This is a genomic window from Bifidobacterium sp. SO4 (genome assembly GCF_018555355.1).
Lineage (GTDB): Bacteria > Actinomycetota > Actinomycetes > Actinomycetales > Bifidobacteriaceae > Bifidobacterium > Bifidobacterium miconisargentati.
Genome location: NZ_JAFEJP010000010.1, coordinates 43,071 through 67,585, shown reverse-complemented (window position 1 = coordinate 67,585; position 24,515 = coordinate 43,071). Strand labels below are relative to the sequence as shown.

20 protein-coding genes and 2 tRNA genes are annotated in these 24,515 nt (G+C 62.8%); 14 read left to right on the top strand and 8 right to left on the bottom strand.

Translation table 11 applies throughout. The features are described from left to right. Positions 1-24: 24 nt before the first annotated feature. The 5 genes from JS536_RS07740 (at position 25) to glgX (ending at position 7,798) form a co-directional block, all read left to right on the top strand. Positions 25-813, top strand: a complete 789-nt coding sequence (locus JS536_RS07740; protein ID WP_109058138.1) for a response regulator — start codon at positions 25-27, stop codon at positions 811-813. Then, complete coding sequence (polA, locus tag JS536_RS07735) at positions 803-3,703, top strand: DNA polymerase I (protein WP_214356465.1); 2,901 nt, start codon at positions 803-805, stop codon at positions 3,701-3,703. Before JS536_RS07740 ends, polA begins: the two co-directional genes overlap by 11 nt. Before the next feature lie 167 nt (positions 3,704-3,870). After that, on the top strand, positions 3,871-4,791 hold the full coding sequence (locus JS536_RS07730) for a Nif3-like dinuclear metal center hexameric protein (RefSeq protein WP_214356464.1): 921 nt from the start codon (positions 3,871-3,873) through the stop codon (positions 4,789-4,791). A 203-nt stretch (positions 4,792-4,994) separates the two neighbouring features. After that, positions 4,995-5,597, top strand: a complete 603-nt coding sequence (locus JS536_RS07725; RefSeq protein WP_217625130.1) for an NUDIX hydrolase — start codon at positions 4,995-4,997, stop codon at positions 5,595-5,597. Positions 5,598-5,668: 71 nt separating this feature from the next. After that, the gene (glgX, locus tag JS536_RS07720) at positions 5,669-7,798 is read left to right on the top strand and encodes a glycogen debranching protein GlgX (RefSeq protein ID WP_214356482.1); all 2,130 of its coding nucleotides are present in this window, start codon (positions 5,669-5,671) and stop codon (positions 7,796-7,798) included. 176 nt (positions 7,799-7,974) lie between these two features. On the opposite strand, the gene JS536_RS07715 is transcribed toward glgX, so the two are convergent. Next, positions 7,975-9,141 carry an ABC transporter permease gene (locus tag JS536_RS07715; protein ID WP_214303586.1) on the bottom strand — a complete coding sequence of 389 codons (1,167 nt, stop codon included), beginning with the start codon at positions 9,139-9,141 and terminating at the stop codon, positions 7,975-7,977. Positions 9,142-9,297: 156 nt separating this feature from the next. On the opposite strand from JS536_RS07715, the gene JS536_RS07710 reads away from it, so the two are divergent. Next, positions 9,298-9,371 (top strand) — tRNA-Pro (locus JS536_RS07710). 91 nt (positions 9,372-9,462) lie between these two features. Here the strand turns inward: JS536_RS07710 and JS536_RS07705 are convergent. After that, entirely contained in the window at positions 9,463-9,669 is a 207-nt protein-coding gene (locus tag JS536_RS07705; RefSeq protein WP_214356462.1) for a helix-turn-helix domain-containing protein, read from the bottom strand. 45 nt (positions 9,670-9,714) lie between these two features. On the opposite strand from JS536_RS07705, the gene JS536_RS07700 reads away from it, so the two are divergent. The 3 genes from JS536_RS07700 to JS536_RS07690 all read left to right on the top strand — a co-directional run bounded on the left by JS536_RS07700 (position 9,715) and on the right by JS536_RS07690 (position 12,837). Next, positions 9,715-10,983 carry a site-specific integrase gene (locus tag JS536_RS07700; RefSeq protein ID WP_214356461.1) on the top strand — a complete coding sequence of 423 codons (1,269 nt, stop codon included), beginning with the start codon at positions 9,715-9,717 and terminating at the stop codon, positions 10,981-10,983. Between the two features lie 200 nt (positions 10,984-11,183). Continuing rightward, complete coding sequence (locus JS536_RS07695; RefSeq protein ID WP_214356460.1) at positions 11,184-11,945, top strand: hypothetical protein; 762 nt, start codon at positions 11,184-11,186, stop codon at positions 11,943-11,945. A gap of 427 nt (positions 11,946-12,372) precedes the next feature. Beyond that, positions 12,373-12,837, top strand: a complete 465-nt coding sequence (locus JS536_RS07690) for a hypothetical protein (protein WP_214356459.1) — start codon at positions 12,373-12,375, stop codon at positions 12,835-12,837. 79 nt (positions 12,838-12,916) lie between these two features. Here the strand turns inward: JS536_RS07690 and JS536_RS07685 are convergent, their stop codons facing one another. Continuing rightward, the gene (locus tag JS536_RS07685; protein ID WP_214356458.1) at positions 12,917-13,174 is read right to left on the bottom strand and encodes a helix-turn-helix domain-containing protein; all 258 of its coding nucleotides are present in this window, start codon (positions 13,172-13,174) and stop codon (positions 12,917-12,919) included. A 153-nt stretch (positions 13,175-13,327) separates the two neighbouring features. Here JS536_RS07685 and JS536_RS07680 point away from each other — a divergent pair, with 153 nt between their 5' ends. The 5 genes from JS536_RS07680 (at position 13,328) to JS536_RS07660 (ending at position 19,158) form a co-directional block, all read left to right on the top strand. Beyond that, positions 13,328-16,096, top strand: a complete 2,769-nt coding sequence (locus JS536_RS07680) for a CAP domain-containing protein (protein WP_214356457.1) — start codon at positions 13,328-13,330, stop codon at positions 16,094-16,096. A gap of 242 nt (positions 16,097-16,338) precedes the next feature. Then, complete coding sequence (locus JS536_RS07675) at positions 16,339-16,770, top strand: hypothetical protein (RefSeq protein ID WP_214356456.1); 432 nt, start codon at positions 16,339-16,341, stop codon at positions 16,768-16,770. 72 nt (positions 16,771-16,842) lie between these two features. Beyond that, positions 16,843-17,220, top strand: a complete 378-nt coding sequence (locus tag JS536_RS07670) for a hypothetical protein (RefSeq protein WP_214356455.1) — start codon at positions 16,843-16,845, stop codon at positions 17,218-17,220. Continuing rightward, complete coding sequence (locus tag JS536_RS07665; protein ID WP_214356454.1) at positions 17,202-18,140, top strand: FtsK/SpoIIIE domain-containing protein; 939 nt, start codon at positions 17,202-17,204, stop codon at positions 18,138-18,140. Before JS536_RS07670 ends, JS536_RS07665 begins: the two co-directional genes overlap by 19 nt. 28 nt (positions 18,141-18,168) lie before the next feature. After that, entirely contained in the window at positions 18,169-19,158 is a 990-nt protein-coding gene (locus tag JS536_RS07660) for a protein rep (protein WP_214356453.1), read from the top strand. Between the two features lie 162 nt (positions 19,159-19,320). Here the strand turns inward: JS536_RS07660 and JS536_RS07655 are convergent, their stop codons facing one another. The 5 genes from JS536_RS07655 to JS536_RS07635 all read right to left on the bottom strand — a co-directional run bounded on the left by JS536_RS07655 (position 19,321) and on the right by JS536_RS07635 (position 24,345). Further along, positions 19,321-20,640 carry a bifunctional DNA primase/polymerase gene (locus JS536_RS07655; RefSeq protein ID WP_214356452.1) on the bottom strand — a complete coding sequence of 440 codons (1,320 nt, stop codon included), beginning with the start codon at positions 20,638-20,640 and terminating at the stop codon, positions 19,321-19,323. A 6-nt stretch (positions 20,641-20,646) separates the two neighbouring features. Next, the gene (locus tag JS536_RS07650; RefSeq protein ID WP_214356451.1) at positions 20,647-22,227 is read right to left on the bottom strand and encodes a hypothetical protein; all 1,581 of its coding nucleotides are present in this window, start codon (positions 22,225-22,227) and stop codon (positions 20,647-20,649) included. A 714-nt stretch (positions 22,228-22,941) separates the two neighbouring features. Further along, positions 22,942-23,301, bottom strand: a complete 360-nt coding sequence (locus JS536_RS07645; protein ID WP_214356450.1) for a hypothetical protein — start codon at positions 23,299-23,301, stop codon at positions 22,942-22,944. A 367-nt stretch (positions 23,302-23,668) separates the two neighbouring features. Beyond that, positions 23,669-24,076 (bottom strand): GNAT family N-acetyltransferase, encoded by a 408-nt coding sequence (locus JS536_RS07640; protein ID WP_214356449.1) that lies wholly within the window; start codon positions 24,074-24,076, stop codon positions 23,669-23,671. A 181-nt stretch (positions 24,077-24,257) separates the two neighbouring features. Continuing rightward, a tRNA-Leu gene (locus tag JS536_RS07635) sits at positions 24,258-24,345 on the bottom strand. Between the last annotated feature and the right edge of the window lie 170 nt (positions 24,346-24,515).

The following is a 24,515-nucleotide window of genomic DNA, read 5'->3' as shown; positions in this document are numbered from 1 at the left end:
TTGGGGCTAAGGAAAGAGGTTGGTATGGCTGCAAGGAAGAAGTCCGAGGAACCGAGCATCAACGTCGATGAGGTGTTGACTGACGCGGAACTCAAGGCCGCCGCGGGCGTGGAGGATGAGGCCGAGCCGGCCCCCGCCAAGTCCGAGGACGGTCCCCGCACCGTGGTGGTGGCCGAGGACGAGGCCGTGAACCGTATGGATCTGGTCGCCATGCTCGAGGACAACGGCTACGAGGTCGTCGGTCAGGCCGCCAACGGCGAGGAGGCTGTGGAGCTCACCCGCAAGTACCGTCCGGACGTGGTGTGCATGGACGTCAAGATGCCGCGCATGGACGGCATCGCCGCCGCCGGCATCATCTGCGACGAGAACATCGCCCCCGTGGTCATGCTCACCGCCTTCTCCCAGACCGATCTGGTCAAGAAGGCCACCGGCGCCGGCGCCATGGCGTACGTGACCAAGCCGTACGAGGAATCCAAGCTGCTGCCCACCCTTGAAGTGGCCATGGGCCGTTTCGCCGAAATCAACGACCTGCTGGACACCGTGGAGCGTGGCGAGCGCAAGCTCAAGGAAGCCAACGAGCAGCTCAAGGAGACCGAGGAGAAGCTCAAGAAGGCCGAGGACACCCTCGAGGAGCGCAAGCTCGTGGATCGCGCCAAGGGCCTGCTGATGGACAAGGCCGACTTCTCCGAGCAGGGCGCCTTCCGCTGGATTCAGAAGACCTCCATGGACCAGCGCATCCCGAAGAAGCGTCTGGCCATGGCCATCATCGCCAAGTACGGCGATCCGAAGCCCTCCGATTCGGATGAGCGCTGATCGATCGTTGACCGTACAGCACAACGTCGAGCCGTCCATCACCCGCACCCTGCTGGTGGTGGACGGCCATTCTTTGGCCTTCCGCGCGTTCTTCGCCCTGCCTGTCGATAACTTCAGCACCGAAGCCGGGCAGGCCACCAACGCCGTATGGGGCTTCGCCAGTATGCTCGCCCAGGTGGTCGACGCCGAGAAGCCGGACCATCTCGCCGTTGCCTTCGATGTGAAGGGCGGCACCTTCCGCAACGAGATGCTGCCGCAGTACAAGGGCACCCGCGACGCTGCCCCCGAGGAACTGCTCACCCAGCTGCCGCTCATCCAGCGCATGTTGACGGCGCTCGGCATCACCTACATCGAAAAGCCGGGATACGAAGGCGACGACGTCATCGCCACGCTCGCCACCATGGGCGATCATGACGGCTACCATACGCTCGTGCTGTCCGGCGACCGTGACGCCTTCCAGCTCATCGACGACAACGTCACCGTGCTCTATCCGGGGCATCACTTCAAGGATCTGAAGCACATGACCCCGCAGGCCGTGGTGGACAAGTACAAGGTCACGCCTGCGCAATACCCCGATCTGGCGGCCCTGCGCGGCGAAACCGCGGACAACATCCCCGGCGTGCCCGGCGTGGGCGACGGCTTCGCGGCCAAGTGGATCAACCAGTTCGGCTCCCTTGACGCCATCTGCGAGCACGCCGACGAAATCGGAGGCAAGAAGGGCGAGGCGCTGCGGGCCAGCATCGACCAGGTCAAGCTCAACCGCAAGGTCAACGCCCTGGTACGGGACGTGGATCTCGGCGTCGAGGTCAAGGACCTGACGTTCGGCAACGTGGACACCACCGCATTGGACGAGCTGTTCAAGGAGCTCGAGTTCGGCGGCCGCACCCGCACCCGCATGCTCAAGACCTTCAACAACGGCGTCTCCGCCGCTCAGGCCGCGTCCGGTGCCGATACCGGAGCGGATGATGATGAATCCGTCGTTTCGCTGAACCCGCCCGAAGCCACGGTGATCAATTCGCCGGAGGCCTTCGACGCATGGATCGCCGGCCATCGCGCTTCGGTGAACGTGCCGGATGAGGTGGCCGATTTCACCGTCGCCGACGCCGACTATCAGGGCGCCGACCGCCATACCGTCTGCGGCGATGCCGTCAACCATGCCTGGACCGTGACCGCGTGGGGCGACGTGCGCCCCGGACGCGCCACGATGCAGTCGTTGGCCATCTGCGTGGGGGACCAGGCCGCAGTCGTCAACGCGCCGATTGACGAACCGTTGCGCCAGGCCGTGCAGACCTTCCTGGACGGAGAGCACCAGCGTGCCATCGTCCACGGTTACAAGGAGCTCCTGCATCTGCTGGGTGCCGCGGGCCTCGACATGGACCTGCCGATGTTCGACACCAAGCTCGCCGGATACCTGGCCGAGCCGGACTTCCATGCGGATTCCCTCGCCCAGGCCGCCGAACACTTCCTCGACTTCCATGCGGACGAATCCGCCGAACCCGAACAGGGCACGCTCGACTTCGCCGACGAGACGGCCGAATCGGATGCAACGGACGACGGACAGCCGGACGAGAGCCGCTTGCGTGACCTCGCCGTCATCAGGGGATTGACGCACCTGCTGGGCCCGATCATCGACGAACGCGAACAGTGCTGGCTCATGCGCGCGGTGGAACTGCCCGTATCCCGCGTGCTGCACGGCATGGAGCACACCGGAGCCGCCGTTGACCTGGGACGCATCACCGGCATCCGCGACCAGTTCGCCGCCGACGCCGGCATGGCGCAGAACATGGCATGGCAGTTCGCCGGCTCGCAGATCAACCTGCAAAGCCCCAAGCAGCTGCAGAAGGTGCTGTTCGAGGACATGGGCCTGAAACCCACCAAGCGCACCAAAACCGGTTCATACACCACCAACGCCGCCGCACTGCAGACCCTGTACCTGAAGTCCATCGACAACGAGCAGGCCAACGGGTTCCTCGGCGCGCTGCTCAGGCACCGTGAGACCAACAAGCTCAAGCAGATCGTGCAGACGCTGATCGATGCCGTGAACCGCAAGGACACGCGCATCCACACCACGTACGAGCAGACCGTGGCCGCCACCGGCCGACTGAGCTCCACCGACCCGAACCTGCAGAACATCCCCAACCGCAACGCCGCCGGCCGCGAGATCCGCAGCGCGTTCGTACCGGGGGAGGGGTACGAGTCCCTGATGAGCTGCGACTACTCGCAGGTCGAGCTGCGCATCATGGCCGACCTGTCCGGCGACGAGGCGCTCATCGAGGCGTTCCGTTCCGGCGCCGATTTCCACAAGTACGTGGCCTCGATGGTCTACAAGGTGCCGGTCGACGAGATCACCAGCGACCAGCGCACCCATGTGAAGGCCATGAGCTACGGTCTGGCCTACGGCCTGAGCACCTACGGTCTCGCCCAACAGCTGGGCATCGCCCCGCGCGAGGCCGAGGCGCTCAAGAACCGCTACTTCGACACCTTCGGCAAGGTGCACGACTATCTGGAATCGCTCGTGTCCTCCGCCCGCAAGGAAGGGTACACGGAGACCATCTTCGGCCGCCGCCGCTACTTCCCGGCATTGCGTTCCACGAACCGCGTGGCCAGGGAAGCCGCCGAACGCGCCGCGCTCAACGCGCCGATCCAGGGCTCCGCCGCCGACATCATGAAGATCGCCATGATCCGGGCCGACCAGGCGCTGCGCGAGGCCGGCGTGAAAAGCCGCATCATCCTGCAGATCCACGACGAACTCGTGGTCGAAATCGCACCGGGGGAGGGCGAACGGGTGACCGCGCTGGTCAGCGACGCCATGGAACACGCCGTGCACCTCGCCGTGCCGCTGGACGTCTCCTGCGGCATCGGTGCCGACTGGCAGCTCGCCGCCCACTGATCTTCGGACGGGTGCCGACGAAAATCGAAGGACGCTATCAAATTTCGGCCGCGGAATCACCTTTTCGCGGTCGAAACTTGCCAGAGGCCCGCCGTGTCCAGCAGGTTTCGGACGGTCGGGTACGGCAATGCCGGTGTCGGCGGCTTGAGAACGTTACAATGAAACGTATGCCGAATCTGAAGCAAGTCATCGACGCCTTGGAAGCCCTCTACCCGCTGCGCTACGCCGAATCATGGGACGAGCCCGGCCTCATCGTGGGCGACCTGAGCCAGAGCATCGGCAAGATCGTGTTCGCGGCCGACCCGACCTCAGCCATCATCGACCAGGCCATCGAGGCGGGAGCCGACCTGCTCGTCACCCATCATCCGCTGTACTTCCGGGCCGTACACGAAACGGGCGGACTCGGCTTCCGCGGCGACATCGTACGCAGGCTCTACCAGCACGGTTGCGCGCTCTGGGTGGGGCACACCAACGCCGACTCCGCATGGCGCGGCGTGGGACAGGCCGCGGCCGACCATTTCGGTCTCATCGACCAGAAGCCACTCGTACCCATCGCCGATCCGGACGCCGAACGTGCCGGACATCCCGTGGGCCTGGGCCGCGTGGGACGCCTGCCTGAACCCATCGCCCTCGGTGACTTCGCGCAGCGCGTGTTCGACGAGGTGAACGACCACGGCATGGCCACCGCACTCGGCGTACAGGTGTGCGGCGATCTGGACGCGCCGGTCGAAACCGTGGCCGTGCTGCCCGGCTCCGGCGATTCCCTGTTCGACGAGGTGCGCGCCGCCGGCGTGGACGTGTACGTGACCAGCGACCTGCGCCATCATCCGACGACCGACGCCATCGAACAGGCCCGCTACGAGGCCCGCATGCGCGCCGCCGGCATCGCGCTGGGACAGGGCGATGCAAGAACCCGCCCGTACCTCATCAACACGCCGCACGCGGCCATCGAATCGATGTGGTTCAACTACGCGATCGAAGACGTGCCGGCAGCCATCGAAACGGCCACCGGCCAGCGTCCCGACGTCGCATGGCTGCATACCACCACCGACCCGTGGACCCTGTCCATCACCTCGCACCGGCAGTGAACCGGGCGCCGGGCCCGAACGGGCTCGGCGTAGGACCCGGCATCGGGCCGACGGCACATCGCCCGCGAAAATCCGCCGCGCACGCGACGCACCCCTTACAAGGAGGCCTCACAGGAGTGTTTGGCAACAACAAACCAAGCAAACAGGAACAGCTCGAACACCGGCTCGACCGCAAGCTCAACGCCAGCTCGGACGGCATCGACATGGACGTGCCGGCCAAGGTGATCAGCAGCGAGACCGTGTACACCGGCCGCATCTTCCACGTGGACGACATGCGGCTCGCCCTGACCGACAAGCAGGGCCGGGAACACGAGATCAGCCGTCAGGTACTGCGTCACGCGCCCTGCGTGGTGATGCTCGTGCACGACATGTCCACCGACCGCTACCTCATCGAACGCGAATACCGCGCCGGCTCGGACATGTTCGCCTACGGACTGCCCGCAGGCCTCATGGACGAAGGCGAGGACATGATGGACGCCGCCCTGCGCGAACTCGCCGAGGAGACCGGCGTGGTGCCGGACCGCGACGTGATGGGCGTGGACTACGTGGGCGACTTCTACTCCTCCGAGGGCATGACCGACGAACTGGCGCACATCATGGTGCTGCACCTCGGCCCGTTCACACGGGAGGAACGCCACTTCGACCCGGACGAGCACGTGGAATCCGCATGGATCCCCTGGAGCGACCTGGTGGCCACACGCATCACCGCCTCCAATTCGATGATCGCCATCCAACACGAGGCGCTGCGCCGTCTCATCGCCCAGCGCAAGGACCCGGACACGCACGACAAGTCGCTGTTCGCCTGACGTTCACTCCACCGGTACACCGGTAACAAGAAAGGTGGGATACTGGAAACATGCAGATCAGACCTGGATCAATGTACCCTCTGGGTGCCAGCTATGACGGCGCCGGAGTCAACTTCGCCCTTTACTCGCAGGTTGCGCAGAAGGTCGAACTGTGCCTCTTCGACGACAACGACGTCGAGACGCGCATCGAAATGACCGAGCAGAACTCGTATGTGTGGCACAACTACATCCCCGGCCTCCAGCCCGGACAGCGCTACGGCTACCGCGTCTACGGCCCGTACGACCCGGTGCACGGCCTGCGGTGCAACCCCAACAAGCTGCTGCTCGACCCGTACGCCAAGGCCATCGAAGGCAACATCGACGGCGACGAAAGCCTCTTCTCCTACTGGTTCAGGAGCCCAGACGACCTCTCGTCCATGAACACGCTCGACTCGGCCGCCCACACCATGAAGTCGGCCGTGATCAACCCCTACTTCGACTGGGGCAACGACCAGCACCCGTACATCCCGTACCACGATTCCGTGATCTACGAGGCCCACGTGCGCGGCATGACCAACCTCAACCGCGACGTGCCGCCGGACATCCGAGGCACCTACGCCGGCCTGGCGTACCCGAGCGTCATCGAATACCTGAAGAAGCTCGGCGTCACCGCCATCGAGCTCATGCCGATCCACCAGTTCGTCAACGACTCGTTCCTCCAGGAGAAGGGCCTGTCCAACTACTGGGGATACAACACCATCGGCTTCTTCGCCCCGCACAACGCCTACTCCAGCTCCGGCGAACGCGGCCAGCAGGTCAACGAGTTCAAGTGCATGGTCAAGGCCTACCATCGCGCCGGCATGGAGGTCATCCTCGACGTGGTGTACAACCACACCGCCGAAGGCAACCACATGGGCCCCACGCTGAGCTTCAAGGGCATCGACAACCAGTCGTACTACCGTCTGGTGGACGGCGACCAGATGCACTACTTCGACACCACCGGCACCGGCAACTCGCTGCTCATGCGCTCGCCGCACGCCCTGCAGCTCATCACCGACTCCCTGCGCTACTGGGTCACCGAAATGCACGTGGACGGCTTCCGCTTCGATCTGGCCGCCACGCTGGCCCGCCAGTTCCAGGAAGTCGACAAGCTCTCCGCGTTCTTCGACATCGTGGAGCAGGATCCGGTGATCAGCCGCGTCAAGCTCATCGCCGAACCATGGGATCTGGGCTCCGGCGGCTATCAGGTGGGCGGCTTCCCGTCCAGCTGGTCCGAATGGAACGGACGCTACCGCGACACCGTACGCGACTTCTGGCGCTCGCAGCCGTCCACGCTGCCCGAGTTCGCCTCGCGCCTCATGGGCAGCTCCGACCTGTACCAGGTCAACGGCCGTCGCCCGGTGGCCTCCGTGAACTTCATCACCGCGCACGACGGCTTCACCCTGAACGACCTCGTGAGCTACAACGAGAAGCACAACGAGGCCAACGGCGAAGGCAACCGGGACGGCGAATCCAACAACCGCTCCTGGAACTGCGGCGTGGAAGGCCCCACCAACATCCGGGACGTCAACGACCTGCGCCAGCGTCAGATCCGCAACATGTTCTCCACGCTGCTGTTCAGCCAGGGCATCCCGATGATCTGCGCCGGCGACGAGGTGGAACGCACCCAGCAGGGCAACAACAACGCCTACTGCCAGGACAACGAGATCTCCTGGACCAACTGGGACCTCAACAGGGACCAGAAGGACATGCTGGCGTTCGTCTCCAAGCTCATCCACCTGCGACTCAACCATCCTGTCCTGCACCGCCGTCGTTTCTTCACCGGACGCGAGCCCGGAGACGATTCGAACAAGATCCCGCAGGTCGAATGGTTCGACCACACCGGTTCCATCATGGACATGGAGGATTGGCAGAACACCCACGCCTTCTCCATGATGATCTACCTGAACGGTTCGGACATCCCCGAAGTGGACTGGTACGGCAACCGGATGGTCGACAACGACTTCATCCTCATCTTCAACGCCCACTACGAGCCCATCATGTTCACGCTGCCGGACGAACGGTACGGCCGCAAGTGGCAGCTCATCGTGGACACACACAATCCCAAGGGCCCCGAGCTGAGCTACGAGGCCGGGTTCGTGATCACCGCGCAGGCGCGCAGCTTCCTGATGCTCATCAGCGCCAAGAAGCCCAAGCGCCCGTTCGAGCCGACCGAGGGCTGAGGATACTGAGTCTTAGCCAAATACACGATGGGCCGCTTCCCTGCTTTCGCTGGGGGAGCGGCCCATCGTGATACCAAGGTTCTTTGGCTCCCCCTGTCAGGGGGAGCTGTCAGCCGTAGATGCCGTAGGTTGAATGAGGGGTGGTTCCGAAGAATTCAACCGGTATTGAGACGACGTCACTTGTCCGCGGCGATGCGGGATTCGATATGCTCGGATTCGTCGTCCTTGTCGAGCCCACCCTCGACCATCTGCGCATGCAGCAGCTGCGCGGCCACGCGATCGGCCTCGATGGCGGCGATCTGCCGCGAGAACACGATGAACCAGCCCAGGAACATGAGACCGGCCAACGCCTCAACGTTGGTGAGCGTGTTGTGTCCCATCATCATGTTGGCCCAGAACCCCGCGCACACCAGCGCGGCCAGATCGGAGGCCACCATCACCGCCTTGGACAGGCGCGGGGCGAGCCAGGGCAGGCAGACGAACAGCACCAGCATCACGAACGGCAGGCCCTTGGCGCACACGTTGTGCATGAGATTATGCGGCGTGTAACGGAATGCGCCGATGCCGATGAACGCCAGGCCCGAGATGGTCAGCAGCGCGGACAGGATGGTGATGCGCGCCATGAAGTGCGGGATGTCGTAGCCGCGGTTCGGGTCCTTGTTGGTGCGGTCGTGCCACAGTCGCTGCAGACGCTCGGTGGTCACCAGCTCGGAGATGGCGAAGTAGCTGACGATGATGATGCACGTGCCCGCCAGCATGAGCGTGGAGTTGAACATGCGGGCGGCGAAGGTGGTGCGGTCGCCGAGCTGGGAGAAGTTGTTGTGATACCAGTACGGGTCGTCGGTGGTCATGCCGGCGGTCACCACGCCGGAGATCACGAAGAACGGCAGCAGGCTCGCAATGGTCTTGGCGTTCATCAGCTCGGCCTGCACGAAGGTCATGTATCCCACCACGCCGGCGAATCCGGCGCAGACGCTGGAGATGTAGCCGGAGAAGATGGCGTTGCCCATCATGTCGTTCGCGGCGCCGATCAGGGCGAACGAGGAGAGGAATATCGTGGATGCGTACACCACTGAGAGGGCCACGATCTCCACGATGCGGCGAATCGGCGCGAACCAGCCGTGATTGAGGTTCAGCGAGCGTGACTTGCTGGCGTATCCGATGATGAAGGAGATGACGCCGCAGCCGGCCACGATGCCCGAACACACCATGAACCGGCGCTGGGTGAGCTGCCAGATGGCCGGCGCGTATTCCATGTAGATGTTCATGGACACGGCGCCCACCACGGCGCAGATCAGGAAGGAGATCAGGCCGGAGGTCTCCGCGCGCTGATGACGTCCCATGGGTGCTCCTTCCGTTTATGGTTCCGCTGCCGGTAACGCTTCGCGGACGAATCTTGCCAAATCTTCATTGTATCCCGTGTCCCGGTCCGGATATGCGATACAATGTCTTCTTGTGCCGTCGCCGCATGTGCCCATGCCGGCGATGCAACGGCATGACGGGCTATAGCGCAGCTTGGTAGCGCGCCTGCTTTGGGAGCAGGATGTCGCCGGTTCAAATCCGGCTAGCCCGACAGAAACGGCGGAATTCCAAGGGTTTGAGACCTTCGGATTCCGCCTTCTGCGTATGGGGGTACACGCGGGGTACATGACTGGTGCTTCCCGTCACTCTTTGAGCGGGGGCACGGTGTGCTCCCCGACCCATGTATCGAGGTCCGTCCGGCGGTATCGGACCAGCTTCCCGACCTTGACATACGGCAGCTCCCGGCGTTCGCTGCGCCAGCGGGCGAGCGTGGAGACAGGCACGTTGAGAATGCCGGCCGTCTGCGCGGGCGTGAGCAGTCGCATCGGATCTTCTTCGAATATGTTCATGCCTTCCCCTATGTGCGGATCGCGGCGAGAGGCATAGGCGCGGTCATGGCACGGGCATGGATACAGGATCGCTGGCTGCGCGGCACGGAGAAGACCTTGGCGGACGGCACGGTGGTGAGGATCGATCCGCCGGCCGGGGCGAAACGCTCCCTTGCCATGAACATCGACCACCCCGAGAGGGCCAACGTGCCCGACGAGTTCCGAACCTCCGAGTTCGGCAGGGGACGACGGTGGATGGTGTTCTGGCAGGCGGACGAGGGACGGAAGCGCCGCAGCTTCAAGGACTACCAGTCCGCCGAGGCATTCAGGGCCTCCATCGAGGACGATATCCGCTCCGGCAAGTACGTGAATCCGAAAGACTTGGAACGCACCTTCGGAGACGTCGCCGACCTATGGAGGCAGACCCTGACAGGGACGATCAAGGGAGCAACAGAGAGCCGGTACGTGCGCGAGCTGCGCGTATGGGTCCTGCCCAGATGGGGCAAGGTGCCGTTGGGGCGTATCACGACGGGCTCGATACAGACATGGGTGGCGCAGCTGGCGGAAGGCAAGGCGCCATACGCCGGACGGCGGGGAACGCCACGGCCTTTGGCGCCCAAATCGATCAGATCGATCGTCACGATCGTCATGGGCGCCGTGCTCAAATTCGCCGTCGAATCCGGTTGGATGCAGCACAATCCCATGGGCAAGGTGAAGATGCCCAGAATGACCGTCGCCCAGCCTCGCGTGTATCTCGTACCAGCCGAGATCAAGGCCATCGCCGATGGGATGAGCGAGGCCGACGCGACCGTCGTGTACGTACTCGCCTACACGGGAATCCGCATCGGCGAGGCCTTCGCGTTGCGGTGCGGGGACGTCGATTTCGACGCGCGCACGCTCGCAATCACGAAAACGCAGTCGGTGGACAGGGAGGGCCATATAACGGAGACCTTACCCAAAGGCAATCGGAGCCGTCGCGTGCCCATCCCCTCCAGCCTGATGCCACGGCTCGGGGAACTCGTCCGGGAATGCGATGACGGAGGTTACCTGTTCCGAGCCCCGAGAGGCGGGGCGAACAACACCCAGAACTGGAGAGTCCGCACCTGGTTCCCGGCCCTACGGGCCGCGGGCATGGACGAGATCCCAGGATTGGTGATCCACTCGCTCCGGCACACGTACGCATCCATAGCCATCAAATCGGGAGCAGATGTGAAGACGGTCCAGAAGGTGATGGGGCATGCCAGCGCCGCCGAAACCCTTGACACGTACGCCGACCTGTGGCCCGACCGTACCGGCGATGTGGCGGCCGCCGTGGACAGGGACATCATCATGTGACCCGCGCAATGACAATGTGACATGTGTGACGGGACTTTCCCAAGATTATGCCACTCAGTCAATGACAGTCCTTTTCTTTTCCGGGAACAGAAGAAGGCTCGTCACACATGTCATAACGTCATACGCCTTTCCAGCCGTGTCGGGAACGCATATAGGGGTTACACGAAAAACTACTTATATATAAGGAAAGGTGGAATCCTATGCCGCTGCTTTCGCTGGATAACCTGGGCTGGGACGACGAGGATCTGGAACTGTGGGACGAGGACGAGGGCCTTCCCGATCGGTATATGCCCGACAAGGGCGATATCCTATGGCTTTTAGACCAGTCGCTGCGCCGACGCAGAAAGACGATGGAACGGCTCCTGAACGACCGTGCGCCCCTGCCAACCCCGGATAGGCCGCTCACCCGCCGCGAACTGGATGAGATCCATCGGAAGAACATGATCTGGAGCATGGTCTCCTTCTACCCCGAGGCGAAACGCCTGGCGGACAAGGGGCAGTGGAAGAAGTTCGCGAACCGGGTGGTCTCCGCCTACGCGCTGATGCTCGTGGTCTTCGACCGCGAATACCACAACATGCCCGACGAGATGAAGCCCGCCTTCGCGCTGGACTGCTACAGCTACCACGGCGACGGCATGCTCGCCGTGCGGGAGGCCGTCAAGCAGCTGCCGAAACAAGGACCAGCCTGCCTTCCCGCTCCCTATTCCGGCCAGGAGGAGCTCACGGTCTATAGGGCCGGCGCCGAAGCGATTGAACTGGCCGCCGATTCCTTCTCCTGGACCTGGGACAGGAAGGTCGCCGAATGGTTCCTCCGCGAGTATCAATCACGCCACGCCCGCTACCTGTACCAGGCAAGAATCAAGACCGCCGATGTGATCGGCTGCATCCTGGACCGCAATGAATCCGAGGTCGTGCAGTTCCGAAGCGTCTATGATCTCCAGCTGATAGACACCCTCGGCTGACTCCTCACGCGGCATTAACCGCGTATATATACCGAGCCGCCGCCTCGCGCTTGGGCCTACGGCCCCGCGCGGGCGGCTCGGCCGCGCCGTCGGCGCGGCCACCACCAGCACCGAAGGCATATCAGCATAATTCCCCCACATGTCCATCGCAGTGCGGGCATGCAGGCAACGGAGCCGGCTACGCCGGCGCGTCGATCGGGACGCCCGGCTCACGCCGTGCGACTGGTCATCCATTCTTCCCGGGCCGCTCCGGCGGCCGCATTTCCCCGTTCTTCGCGGAGGCCACCCTAACGGACAGGGCGCGGGAGGGCAAGCCATCCACACACGACCACGGAGTGTCCGGCTTGCCCTCCCGCGCCCCGTCCGCCAGTCCAGCATCCGCCGAAGACGGCGAAAAAACAAATCACTCAACATCCGGGAGAACACCATGAACGGCAATACCGAAGCCATCGCCATCCACACCACGCTCACGCAGGACGAGCCCGACACCACATTCGTCTGCGATTTCATCGAATCCGACATACATCGTCGTGACGCGGCCATCGCCATCACGCTCGACCCGGCACTCACCATCAGCTCCATCGAAACCCTCATGGACGAGCCGCGCACACCGGCCGCACGACACATCATGACAACCGTCCTCAACCGGGCCATCCGCGAACCGATGATCCTGGACACGCCAAGAATCCGCGACACCGCCGACCGCATCGCCCATGAGGCATGTCATAGGACGAGCGCGCCCCTGCATGCCACCGCCGCATACCTCTACTGGACGATACGGGACGACCGTCAGGCCTCGGAACAGGCGATCACCGCGCTGGCCATCGACGAAGGCACGAATCTGGCCATTCTCGTGGTCGCCGCCATCGACCGCGGCGTCGCGCGGCATTAACCGCGTATATATACGGACGCATGTCCCATGGGCGTCCGCGGAGAGACGACAGCCCCGCCGGTGCCGACGGATGCGAATCTCACCGGTCTTCCGGTCCGGCGATCGCCTCCGCGCGGGTGAAGAGGATCGAGGGCGTGACCCGCAGCACGTCGCAGATCGCCCAGATCTTGTCCAGGCTCACGCTCTGCTCGCCACGTTCGACCCGGCCCATGAACGACCGGTCCATGCCCGCGGCCAACGCCAGCGCCTCCTGGGACAGGCCGCGCTCCCTGCGCATCCCCGCGACCGCCATGCCGAACGCCCGCCGGCGCGCCATTTTCCTCGTCTCGTCATCCACGTGTCGAGTGTCAGATGGCACGCACGGGCAGTCCACGGCTTATAATCCGCATTTAGGAGGGCCCGTTCGTGCCCTCCGCGGCGACCGGCCGGCGGTATCAAGGACGGACGCCGAACAACGCTCCATTGAAGAGACAGAGACAAGAGAGTCATCATGGCCAGACACGCAAGCGGCCGCAGGATCAACGAACGCGCCGCATACCAGAAGGACATCATCAAGGGCACCATGGCCGGGGTCGCCGCCATGGCGGCAATGGCCACCATGGTCCCCGGCGCCATCGCCCAGGACGTCAACCCCGGCCCGCAGGCGCAGGCGGTGGCCGAGGCCAGCAACACGCTCGCCGAGGCCCAAGCCAAGCTCGAGACCGCGCAGAAGGACGTGGCCGCCAAGCAGGCCGCACTGGACAAGGCCAAGCAGCTCACAGCCGCCGACTTCAAGGACGACCAGGACGTCCAGAAGGCCCAAGCCGACCTGGACGCGGCCCTCAAGACGCAGCAGCAGGCCGAGACCCAGCTCGAGGCCGCGCAGAAGGCGTACGACGACAAGGTCAAAGAACTCGGCATCGACCCCGACAAGCTCGCGGCCGCCGACAAGGCCGCCACCGACACGAAGACCGCGTACGACAAGGCCAAGGACGCCGCGGACGAGAAGAACGGCGAGGTCGACGCGAAACAGGCCGAGGCCGATCAGCTCGCCAAGGACAAGACCGGCATCGACCAGAAGGTCACGGACGCCAAAACCGCCCAGGAGAAGGCGGACCAGGCCGCGAAGGACAAGGCCGACGAACTCGCCAAGGCCCAGCAGGCCGAAAAGGACGCCAAGGCCGCCAAGGACAAGGCCGACGAACTCGTCCAGCAGCTCGAATCCGGCCAGGACCCCACCACTACGCTGAAGAACGCGCTCGACCAGGCCAAGCAGGCCCAGGCCCAGGCCGAACAGGCCCAGCGGGACGCGCAGACCGCGGCCGACAACGCCGCCAAGGCCCTCACGGACGCCCAGGCCGAAGCCAAGACCAAGCAGGAGACCGCCAACCAGCTCAAGACCACCGCCGACGAGGCCAAGAAGAAGGCCGAAACCGCCACCGAACAACTCAAGAAAGGTAGCCTCGGCTTCTTCGAGAGCAAGGGCGCGACCGACGCCGCGGACAGGATCACCGGCAAGCAGTCCGAATCCTGGCTCAAGCTCGGCGACCAGAACTCCTCCACGAGCCTGGACAACATGCTCACCGCCCTCGACCGCCTGGAGAAGGGCAACGAGCTCCGCAGGAAGCTCGGCCTGACCGAGTGGAAGGTCAACGACGTGCAGACCGCCCTGGCCCAGCTCGCCGCCGACTACAACACCTACTCGGGCGACCGCCAGCACCTGCCGGGCACCTACACCCAGTCGCAGAACCTGTCCTGGGGCTACACCGACCCGTACGTCGGCTGGTACGACGAGGAGAAGGTCATCTACGACAAGGCGGTGGCCGCCGACCCGTCCATCAAGAACATGACGGCCTACGAGCTCATGACCAAGAACTACGACCTGTACGAGCAGGTCGGCCACTACCTGAACGTCATCGACCCGGACACGAAAATCACCGGATACGGCTACGCCGTCGGTGGCCACTACGGCCACACCGACGCGCAGAACACCGCTAGCTTCGGCTCCGGCGTAACCGTCGCCGAGTACCGCAAGCAGATCCAGGAGTATAAGAGCGACCTGGAGAACGCGGGTCAGGCATATCAGGAGGCCCTGGCGGAATCCGAGCAAGCTACCCAGGACGCGCAGACCGCCACGGACACGGTGAAGACCCTGCAGACCCAATCCGAACAGGCCGCCGCGGCACTGGCCGCGGCCAAGCAGACCGCACAGTCTCGCGCCAAGGAGACGGAGGCCGCGCAGGCCGCGTACGACAAGGCCGTCGCCGATCACGGCGACCCCGCCAAGCAGCTCGAGGAGGCCCGGAAGGACGCCGAAACCAAGAACAAGGCGTACGAGACCGCCAAGACGACGGCCGCCGACGCGCTCGATGCGGCCCACAAGGCCGACAAGGCGGCATCCGAGGCGACCACGACCCTGGCCTCCTTGGAGACCGAACAGCAGCGGATTTCGACGGCGCTCAAGGATGCCGAGACCATGCTGGCCTCGCTCAAGCAGGAGCTCACGGTCCTCATCGCGGACCGGGACGCGAAGCTGGGTGCCTACCAGCGGGCCCAGGAAGCCTACGACCGTCTGATCGCCGCGTCCGGCAGCCAGGAGGTCAAGACCCTCAAGCAGGCCCTGGACAAGGCGCGCGAGGACGCCGACACCGCCAAGGACGCGACGGGCAGCGCCCGGACCGCGTTGGACGAGATCGTCAAGCAGAAGAAGGCTGCCGCGGTCGAACAGGCCCGGAAGGACCTGGACGCCGCGGTCAAGACCCGCGACGACGCCCAGAAACTCGTGGACGAGCTCACCCCCGACCCCACGCCGACGCCTACTCCGACGCCGACCCCCACGCCCAAGCCGACACCGAAACCGGAACCGCAGGTCGAGACGCATGATGTGTACCGCCTGTACAACCCGAAGACCGGCGAGCACCTGCTCACCTCCGGCACCAAGGAACGCGACGCGCTCGCTTCCGGCACATGGAAGGTGGAGGGCGTCGGATTCAAGGGCGTCAAGACCGGAGGCGTGGAGGTCAAGCGCTACTACAGGCCCGGCGGTAAGCACATGCTCACCACGAATCCGGTCGAGCAGGCCGCCTTGGTGAAGGGCGGCTGGAAGTACGAGGGCGTCGCGTTCCTCGCGCCCGAGGACAGCGAGGACACGATCGACGTGTACCGCCTGTACAACCCGCGCAACGGCGACCACCTGTTCACCACCAACGAGACCGAGAAGAACGTGATCAGCCAACACGGCTGGCGCTACGAAGGCATCGCGTTCCAAACCCTGAAGTAACCATCAGGCACGTCCGGAAGAACATCAGGAGGGCTGCATCCGTACTAGGATGCAACCCTCCTCGTATATGCAATGCGTATGACCTAAAGCGGATACTGGGTGTCTCCCACATCCGCCTGCATCCCAATGTTGAAGTCGAAGAGCAGTTCAAAGGCGAGTCTTCAATAGATACGTCGTCAATTGAAGGATGTCAAGGTCATATGAGCGTAACTTCAGCGGGAGGATTCGGGCATAGGAGACGAGTGTTCGGAAATACCGAATGTGATAGAGAAAGGATGTTGACGATGTATCGTTATCCGATCGATCAACGCCAGCTCGGCGAGAAGAAGCTCGTTTCCACGGAAACCGTGGAGTACGACGGAGAGGTCATGAAGCGGGATGGTGTGCCGGTTCGTCGGTGCAGCGTGCTGGTCACCCCGCCGAACGACAGGCCCGAGGTGATGGAAATCGAGATTCCCAGCGAGGATCCCATCGAAATGGCGCAGCTGACGCCGGTCGTGCTTGACAATCTGACGGTTCGTTCGCGTGTCAATCAGGTTGGCCGTCTCGTGATCAAACTGGAAGCCGATGCCATCCGAATCGACCAGGAAGCCGCCAAGGCCGAGCAGGTGGCCAAGCATGGCGAAACGCCGAAGCCGGAAAGCCCGGCCGTTAAGCCGTTCGCCGTTAAGTAGTTGAGGGAACTGATCAGATGATTCGGACATATTGAGTGCCGGATCATCCGATTACTCCGGAGGGGGTTCAACATGAATGGGTTACTCGAATGGCTGATGGTGCCGGGTAATCTGGTGCCTGTCCTGTGCTTCGTGCTGCTGCTGGTCGCCGCTGCCGGTGTCGTTCGTTTGGCGTTGATCACCGATGATATGTGGCATACGATTGCTGCGATCACCGGTGGCAGGTCGCACATAGCGCGGATCTGGGTGACGTATGGCTGGCTGCATCTGCCGGTGACGTTCGGCAGGCCACGCAGCATCCATGTGCGGGCGCCGGTGAGGGAGGTCGCGCATGTGCGCGACGAGGAGCAGGCCGCCGAGTTGGGGCGGCAGCTTCGCGATACCTATGATATGGACGGCGTGGAGACCTGGGTATCCCAGGGCGTCAGGTATTGGGAGCTGTCACGGTGAGGCTGCTTGACAAGCTGCTACATAGGGGCGATGCCGAATCGCCCCTATGTTTTTATGACGTGCTTCACCGGAGATGGATCAACCTCACCCCGGGACAGCATCTCGCCGTGATCGGGGTCACGGGAGCCGGGAAATCGGCCCTGATCGGCGGTATTCTGACGAACCTGGAGGCATACGTGACCAGCGGCGAAGCGGTCATTTACGGCATCGACCTGAAACAGGGAATAGAGTTGAACCGGTACGGGGGATATATTAGGCAGGTCGCATCCACCTTGGAACAGACCGTGGAGCTGCTGCGGACGCTCAATGATGAGATGGACCGTAGGGCGCGGATCCTGCTTGACGGTTACAGGAACCAGACCGAGACCTCCCGGGACATGCCGATGATTCTCGTTATCGTGGATGAGGCCGCCGAACTCACGGGAGCCACGGACAAGGCCTTGAAGCAGCTGCAAGAGGAAGCCAGAAATCTTCTTGATAGGATACTCCGTCTGGGGCGCGCGCTTGGCTTCACGGCGGTGCTGGCCTCCCAGGATCCCCGGAAGGAGAGCCTGTCGTTGAGGGACCGGTGCCCCGTGCGTCTGGGTCTGCGGCTCAACAGCCGCGAGGAGACCGGCATGGCGTTAGGAGACACTGCCATCCGGGCGGGCGCCGCCTGCTGGCTCATCGGAATTCGACAGCCGGGTACTGGGTACATGTTCGATGCCGATACCGGACGGGTCCTGCGTTTCCGTACGCCGACGCCCATGAGCGACGAGGAGCTCGCCCGATTGCGTGCGCGCCATCCGCGCATAGATGTAGCGCATGCAACAGGACAGGGATGTCGAGCGGACGCCGCGGGAGACATGGGAGAGCCGCAGGCGATGGAGGCAACGACAATGGGAACGGCGTCTCCGGAGCAGCGGTTGGCTGATCGGTGAGGCGCTCCTGCACGCTCAGGATGAGGGCGTGACAGGGTTCGTCAAGCCGGATCGGATCGCGAGATGCGGTTGGCCCATCGGCATGCCGGTCGTCCAACTCGTCGACGGCAAGGCCGGTTTCAGGAATCTGGAGCATTGCTGTTCGCCATGGGCGTGCAGCATATGTTCCACGATCATCCGGGCCCACCGAGCAGGGGAACTTCGGCAGGTCGTGACGGCATGGACGGAGCAGGGTCATGGCCTTGCTTTTTTGACGGTGACCCGGCCCCATACCATCAGCGAGCCCCTGGAAGTCGGTCTGGATCGGGTCCAATCCGGTTGGCGTGAACTGGGAGCGAGCCAGAAGTGGCGAACCCTCAAACAGGTCTATGGCATCCGGCATTGGGTCCGTTCCACCGAAATCACCTGGAATCTAAGCCATGGATGGCATGCTCATATTCATGCCTTGCTGTTTCTGGAGGATCCGGACGCCGACGTCAATGGGCTGGGCCGGGAGATCCGTGAATTATGGTCCGGGTTGTTGTCACGGGATGGCGGACGTCCGATATCGAGACGTCATGGCGTGACCTGCCTGCCGGTTGCCACTACGCCGGAGCAGGTCGCCTCATACCTCTCCAAGTCGTCGGACGGTATAAGTGCCGAACTCATGCGCATGGACGCCAAGCGCGGGCGCAAAGCCAGCCTCTCCCCATTTCAGCTCCTCGACCAGGAGACCATCGACCAGCTCGGCCCCGGAACGGCCAGACGCTTATGGCTGGAATACGTCGCGGCCACCCACGGCCGCCGATCGGTGACATGGAGCCGCAAGCTTCGCGGGGAACTCATGCCCACTCGCGAGCGGACCGATCAGGAAATCATCGAGGCCACCATCGGAGGTCAGGATGTCATCGACATGCCGGCCGCCCAATACCGGGAACTCCGGCAGGCGCCAAACCTGCTTGCGCATGTACTCGGCCTCGTGGAAACCGGCGAGATTCCTCTTGCTCTTGATCTGCTCAATACGGTCCATGACGAATGACGGGAATGACATGCCTCCACACTTCTTCTCTGTTGAAGAAGTTAATGGTAGTAGCCCTCGGAAGAAGAAGACGGAAGCGCCAAATGGCATGTCATTATGTCATTGACGTCACAAGGAGGAATCGGGCCTCCTCCGATCAACGGAAGAGGCCCGACTTGGATGCTATCCGATAACGGATTCGAGATCCTTGCCCTGGCGAATCTCCTCAAGTCGCTTGTGCAGGCGACTGATTCGCCCGGCGGCCATCTCACCGCCATGTTCCCAGATCTCCCGCAACCCCGCAGAAACCGGCACCGGAGCCGGCCTGCCGTGCCTGATGATGTTCGCCAGTAGGATTGCGTCATAGTCGTCCAAACCAGCGCGCGCCAGATTCGCCGTCCGCCCGTCCAATGCCGGCCTGACAGGCCGGTGAGGCATGTCCGAGGCTGCCTCAGTCTCCGCCGTGGCCAGGACCTCGTCCCAATCGGGGTTCAGACTATTCCGGAACCGCCATGTCAGGCAGGGATCCACCAGGATGCCGGCATGTTCCGGCACGTGTTCCCATGCCCACCGGTACATGCTCCTGGCCTCGGCCGTGGCCTCGTCGCTGGATGCCCTATCGGAGATGACCCGTGGATATTCGGCTATGATCTCCTTGGCTGCCGCGACCGCGCCGACGTGTCCTCCGGCATCCAGGAACGCGAGGGTTCTCACCGCCTTGAGGGTGCCGTCATGACGACAGGATTGGTCGCCGTATGTCGGGTTTTTCTCCCATTTCTTGACCACGGTCGCGCATGCTCTGCAAGTGCGCCCAAGTGAGCGCCGAGTAGGCGTGAACACGGGTCCGGAAGCAGCAGCAGTCGCAGGGCCGCTGGTGGGCTTGCGGTCTTTCTCCGGACCGGTATCGGTGACGGGGTTCCGCATCGCCTCGATCCATGCCGGTGGCAGCATCGGGAAGTCGTTCGGCGAGGGGATCTCGCCGGGGTCGGCCCTGCTGCCGTCCGGCCGGAGCCAGTAATACACCTCGCCGGATGGGTGGATGCTCGGGGGTGCGACGACGAACCGGTGCGTGCGCCTGATGAGATCCACGCCCTCGCAAATCGCGTGCAACGGGATGTCAGGCGGCACGCGGAAGAACCGGTGCCGGTAAGGACTGCCCGGATTGCCATGACCCGAGGTCCACGTGGGAGGCAAAGCACCAAGCTCCCGCTCCTTGGCCGCCAGGGCAGGCGCGCCATCCTCCTTCCGCGTATGACCGTCGGGCGAATCGACATCCAGACAGATGACCTCCGCCGGCATCACCAGCCCGAAGTTCATGCTGTAGCCGAGATACTTCTCCATGGCCGCCCGGCGGTCGTAATCGATTTCGTCATGAGGCACTTGGGAATACCCCGTGAAACGCTCTTCAGGTGGCCTCTTACCGTGGTGGGGAAGAAGGGTCAGCTGGTGCCACCCGGCGTTGTAGTACGGGTACCACCAGCTACCGAAGATCGAATCGGTCATGATCGATCAGTCGTCCATCCGCGGGAACGGGGCCACCAGCTGCTCGGGATCGTCCCCGTCCGGAGCCTGGATGGTCCAGCCACGCTTGGTGCTGGTGCGGGACGATTCGACGATCCAGCCACGACGCGTCAGCGAGTCCGCGACCATGGACAGTTCACGGCCGAACGCCTGCGGCGACGCCAGCTTCCGGGCGTCCGAGGAATCCATGAACATCCGAAGCCGCTCGTACAGCTCGCTGGCGGACAGCGTCACGGTCATTCCCCGGAACAGATCAGCCTTGGCGAGCATCGTGCGTCCGACGACGTTGTCGAGGGCCGCATCGGAAACCTCGTTCCGCAGCAGCTGCTCGTACACGTCGTACGCGTTCGTGTCCATGTACCGGTCGCAGGCGCGCAACCAGCGCCGCCAATCGGTGAACGTGCCACCGGCCTCCTGAATGGTGGGCAGGATGGCCAACGCCCCCGCGGCGAGATCCAGGATTCCGCCGACGGCGGCCGGCAGCTGGCGGGCACGCCACTCCGCCATGCTTTCCCCAGTCTGCCGGTCGTCGGGCGGAATCGGGTCGACCGCCTCGATATGGATCGTGCGTCGGGCGACATCCGGTTCGAAGCCGGTCGGATTGACGCCGTTGAGTATGGCAGGATGCTGCAAACTGGTGACGCTAGTGCCCTTGTTCGTGTAGAGCTCCCTCTTCTTCCAGATACGTCCGGTTGCCAGAGCCGTGATGATATCGCTCATGGACTTGGTGATCTTACTCATGTTGTCCACGTACAGCAGGAGCACATCGGAGCCGGCCACGGCCAAGTCGTCTTCCTTCTTCGGCATCTGGATGCCAGGTGAACCCTCTTTGTCCGGAGACGCGGTCGACACCGGATCGGTCAGCCACAGGATCGTGTCGCCGATCCAAGATTTGCCTTGGCCCGGCTTGCCGGTGGCCAGCAGCAGCGGAAGCTGGGTGTTGGACAGAGCCCAGATCGCCGCCGTGTAGGCCATCAGCAGCGGGACCACCGACTCCTCAACCGGCATATGCCGGAACAACGGGAACGCATCCTGCCACGTCGCGTCCGCAACCGGTGTGGGCAGCGGCGCGAACTGGGCGCCGCGATAGAAGGCGACGCCTTTGGGCGGACGGCTGACCATGCGCCATGCGCCGTCCTCGACGATGACATACCGGTTCTCGACCAGATTCGGATTCAGGTTCCCGTCATCGGACGGCACCGGCCCGAAATCGATCACGAGCCGCGACCCGTCGCGCCATGCGCGGCGGGCCACCTTCCTCCAATCACCGCGCAGCACGGCCCAGGCCTGGCACTGGGCGATGATTTCGTTCACCTGGGTGATGCTGATCGCCCGCCCGGTTTCCGCCATGCAATGTAGCTTGACCCAGTCGGGCAACACGGCATCGAGCGGCGCCGCCTGCCCCGCCAGCATGCCCGTCAGAGGCGTCGCGATGATCGCACCGGTCTCGACGTCCTTGCCCAGTTCGAAGGACTGCGTGACCTTCGTAAGGCCGGTCTCGACGTTCCAAGGGGCGGGCCCCTTCTTAGGATCGTCATAAGTCAACAGCTTGATGACCGTCTGAGTCATAGTTAGCTCCTTTGATCGTATTGAACCTTTCGGAGCCCGTCTATGCGCGTGAGTTTTTCCTCAACACGAGAAAAGCAACGCTTAAATGCAGAAACATGCAGAAAAAAAGAACGCCCGGAAACCGGCCCAAAACCGAACGGCAGGAGCTAGGAACCGTATCGGCGATGGACGATCTCCGGACAAAACCCATCTATGCAGGCAGGACTTGCCGAAGGTCTCAATGCTGTCTGACTGCCAGCGGAGATAGCACCAGCGAATGTGTCCGTCTACGCGAACCCGCCGGCTTCATACTCATATATACAGCTTGCAACATGTCATTCAAATGGATATTCAGGAAGGCGAAAAGGGATGCCTGTCCCGGACGGACAGCCATGATGAGATGATTCTCCCGTGGCGTGCGAATCTCGATGACGGGCACGCGCCGTACTCCAGGTTCGGGCCAAACGGCCTTCAAAAAATCATTGTCCCGACCAGAACAACCGGTTCTCGAAAAAAGGAGGAGGAACATGCCTAGAATCCGCGTAAGACACGCTGATCGACTCCGGCTTGGCGGACAATAACTTAAATCGTCTCTCGCAGAAGAACTCCTCCGCCAGACACTCTACGGGCACCGGCCAACTCTCATGCAACCGGAAAACCCTAATCAGCTCATCAAGCTCCGTATCGGACGGACGCAGCAGAACCACGCCATCCGCCCGCTGAATGTCGAATCGGTCACGGGCAAGTTTCATGATGATAACCCAGCGAAAGCGCGCACTCAATCAATAGACCGATGCCAGCTCGACGACTCATCCTGGCCAATGTCATCAGTCGTTCATCGCGAATTTCCGCAAAGGGTCTCTTACGGCAGGTCAAGACGGCACCCTCCGCTAAATGCTTCGGCTGCAGGTGATAGCTGATGCGGGCCAGGAAGAAATCCTCACGTTTTCCAATTCGGATAGAGGTGGGATCACACAAGAGGACATTCGGCGGCACATGCCGATCCCCAGACAGAACAATCGTGTCTCCTTCGGGACGAAGAATCTCAAGTACAGCCGTTGCCCTCTGGAAATCCTCGCTGAAAACAGTATCCACGCACCTATTCTACGGGGTACATTCGGGGTACATGGCTACGCGAACCTACGCAAAACATCGCGTCCCAACGCAACGCTATAATAGCCACAAAACGTTGGAAACAAGCCAAAAAGGTGGTCAACGCATGCTAACGCAAAGCAACGCAAAAACCCACCTCATACAGCAGGATGTCGCCGGTTCAAATCCGGCTAGCCCGACAGAAACGGCGGAATTCCAGGGGTTTTGGACCTTGGGATTCCGCCGTTCTGCGTATCGGGCACTAATCGGGTACATGGCTGAAGACTATGGCTTCCGAAAATCATGTGCTCGATACGTACGAATGGCCGGGGAGTCCGGTGTCTGGCATGACGCGACGCGAAGGGTTGGCTCACCAATCGGGGTTGACGATCTGCATGGCCACGCCGTCGTCCATCACATGGAAGCCGTGTCCCTCGTAGAACGATGCGTTCTTGCTTTCCTCGGGCATGACCTCAATATAGAAGTAGTCGCGGTATTTGTCCTTGAGCATCTCGATCATATGGCCGGCGATGCCATTGCCCTGATATTCCGGGTCGACCAGCACGTAATGCACGTAGGTGAGCATCGAACCGTCATCCAGGGCGCGCACCAGGCCGACCAGTCGGTCGCCGTCCCATGCGGAGATCACGGTGGACGATCCCATAAGCGCCTGATACAGGCGCTCGGGGTATTGTGCGGACACCCATCCGACCGAACGGAACAGATCCCTTGCCTGCTCCTTGGTGAAGTGTCGCTCTTCGGTGAACGTAATGGCCATGGTCCCCTCCTTGCTGATTGATGATTCCGGGTCCCAGTCGGACGCTGGCCGGAAAACACTGACAGCATACCCACTCTGCGACCACTATGGGTTTTGGAATGCAAGATATGAACGGCGCGGCAGCCATTCATCGGCGATGGCAAATACGACGAAACCCCGCACGAATGCGGGGTTTCGATAGTGCCCGAGACGGGACTTGAACCCGTACGCCTGTATAAAATAGGCACTAGCACCTCAAGCTAGCGCGTCTACCATTCCGCCACCCGGGCAGGTGTCGTTTAGGACAACGGATAGGCACTTTATCCGGGATTCGCGTCGGAGTCAAATCGCGCCACTTCATGAGATGATTCATGAGACAATGCAACCCCATCGTCCACGAACCGGAAAATCAAACGGATACGGTAACGGTCTTCCCATGCGGAAAGGGACCCGATCAGTC

What these genes read in the sequence shown, in the direction of transcription:
- JS536_RS07740 (WP_109058138.1), top strand. Translation starts at nt 25, where the DNA reads ATGGCTGCAAGGAAGAAGTCCGAGGAACCGAGCATCAACGTCGATGAG.
- polA (WP_214356465.1), top strand. Translation starts at nt 803, where the DNA reads ATGAGCGCTGATCGATCGTTGACCGTACAGCACAACGTCGAGCCGTCC.
- JS536_RS07730 (WP_214356464.1), top strand. Translation starts at nt 3,871, where the DNA reads ATGCCGAATCTGAAGCAAGTCATCGACGCCTTGGAAGCCCTCTACCCG.
- JS536_RS07725 (WP_217625130.1), top strand. Translation starts at nt 4,995, where the DNA reads ATGGACGTGCCGGCCAAGGTGATCAGCAGCGAGACCGTGTACACCGGC.
- glgX (WP_214356482.1), top strand. Translation starts at nt 5,669, where the DNA reads ATGTACCCTCTGGGTGCCAGCTATGACGGCGCCGGAGTCAACTTCGCC.
- JS536_RS07715 (WP_214303586.1), bottom strand. Translation starts at nt 9,141, where the DNA reads ATGGGACGTCATCAGCGCGCGGAGACCTCCGGCCTGATCTCCTTCCTG.
- JS536_RS07705 (WP_214356462.1), bottom strand. Translation starts at nt 9,669, where the DNA reads ATGAACATATTCGAAGAAGATCCGATGCGACTGCTCACGCCCGCGCAG.
- JS536_RS07700 (WP_214356461.1), top strand. Translation starts at nt 9,715, where the DNA reads ATGGCACGGGCATGGATACAGGATCGCTGGCTGCGCGGCACGGAGAAG.
- JS536_RS07695 (WP_214356460.1), top strand. Translation starts at nt 11,184, where the DNA reads ATGCCGCTGCTTTCGCTGGATAACCTGGGCTGGGACGACGAGGATCTG.
- JS536_RS07690 (WP_214356459.1), top strand. Translation starts at nt 12,373, where the DNA reads ATGAACGGCAATACCGAAGCCATCGCCATCCACACCACGCTCACGCAG.
- JS536_RS07680 (WP_214356457.1), top strand. Translation starts at nt 13,328, where the DNA reads ATGGCCAGACACGCAAGCGGCCGCAGGATCAACGAACGCGCCGCATAC.
- JS536_RS07670 (WP_214356455.1), top strand. Translation starts at nt 16,843, where the DNA reads ATGAATGGGTTACTCGAATGGCTGATGGTGCCGGGTAATCTGGTGCCT.
- JS536_RS07655 (WP_214356452.1), bottom strand. Translation starts at nt 20,640, where the DNA reads ATGACCGATTCGATCTTCGGTAGCTGGTGGTACCCGTACTACAACGCC.
- JS536_RS07650 (WP_214356451.1), bottom strand. Translation starts at nt 22,227, where the DNA reads ATGACTCAGACGGTCATCAAGCTGTTGACTTATGACGATCCTAAGAAG.
- JS536_RS07640 (WP_214356449.1), bottom strand. Translation starts at nt 24,076, where the DNA reads ATGGCCATTACGTTCACCGAAGAGCGACACTTCACCAAGGAGCAGGCA.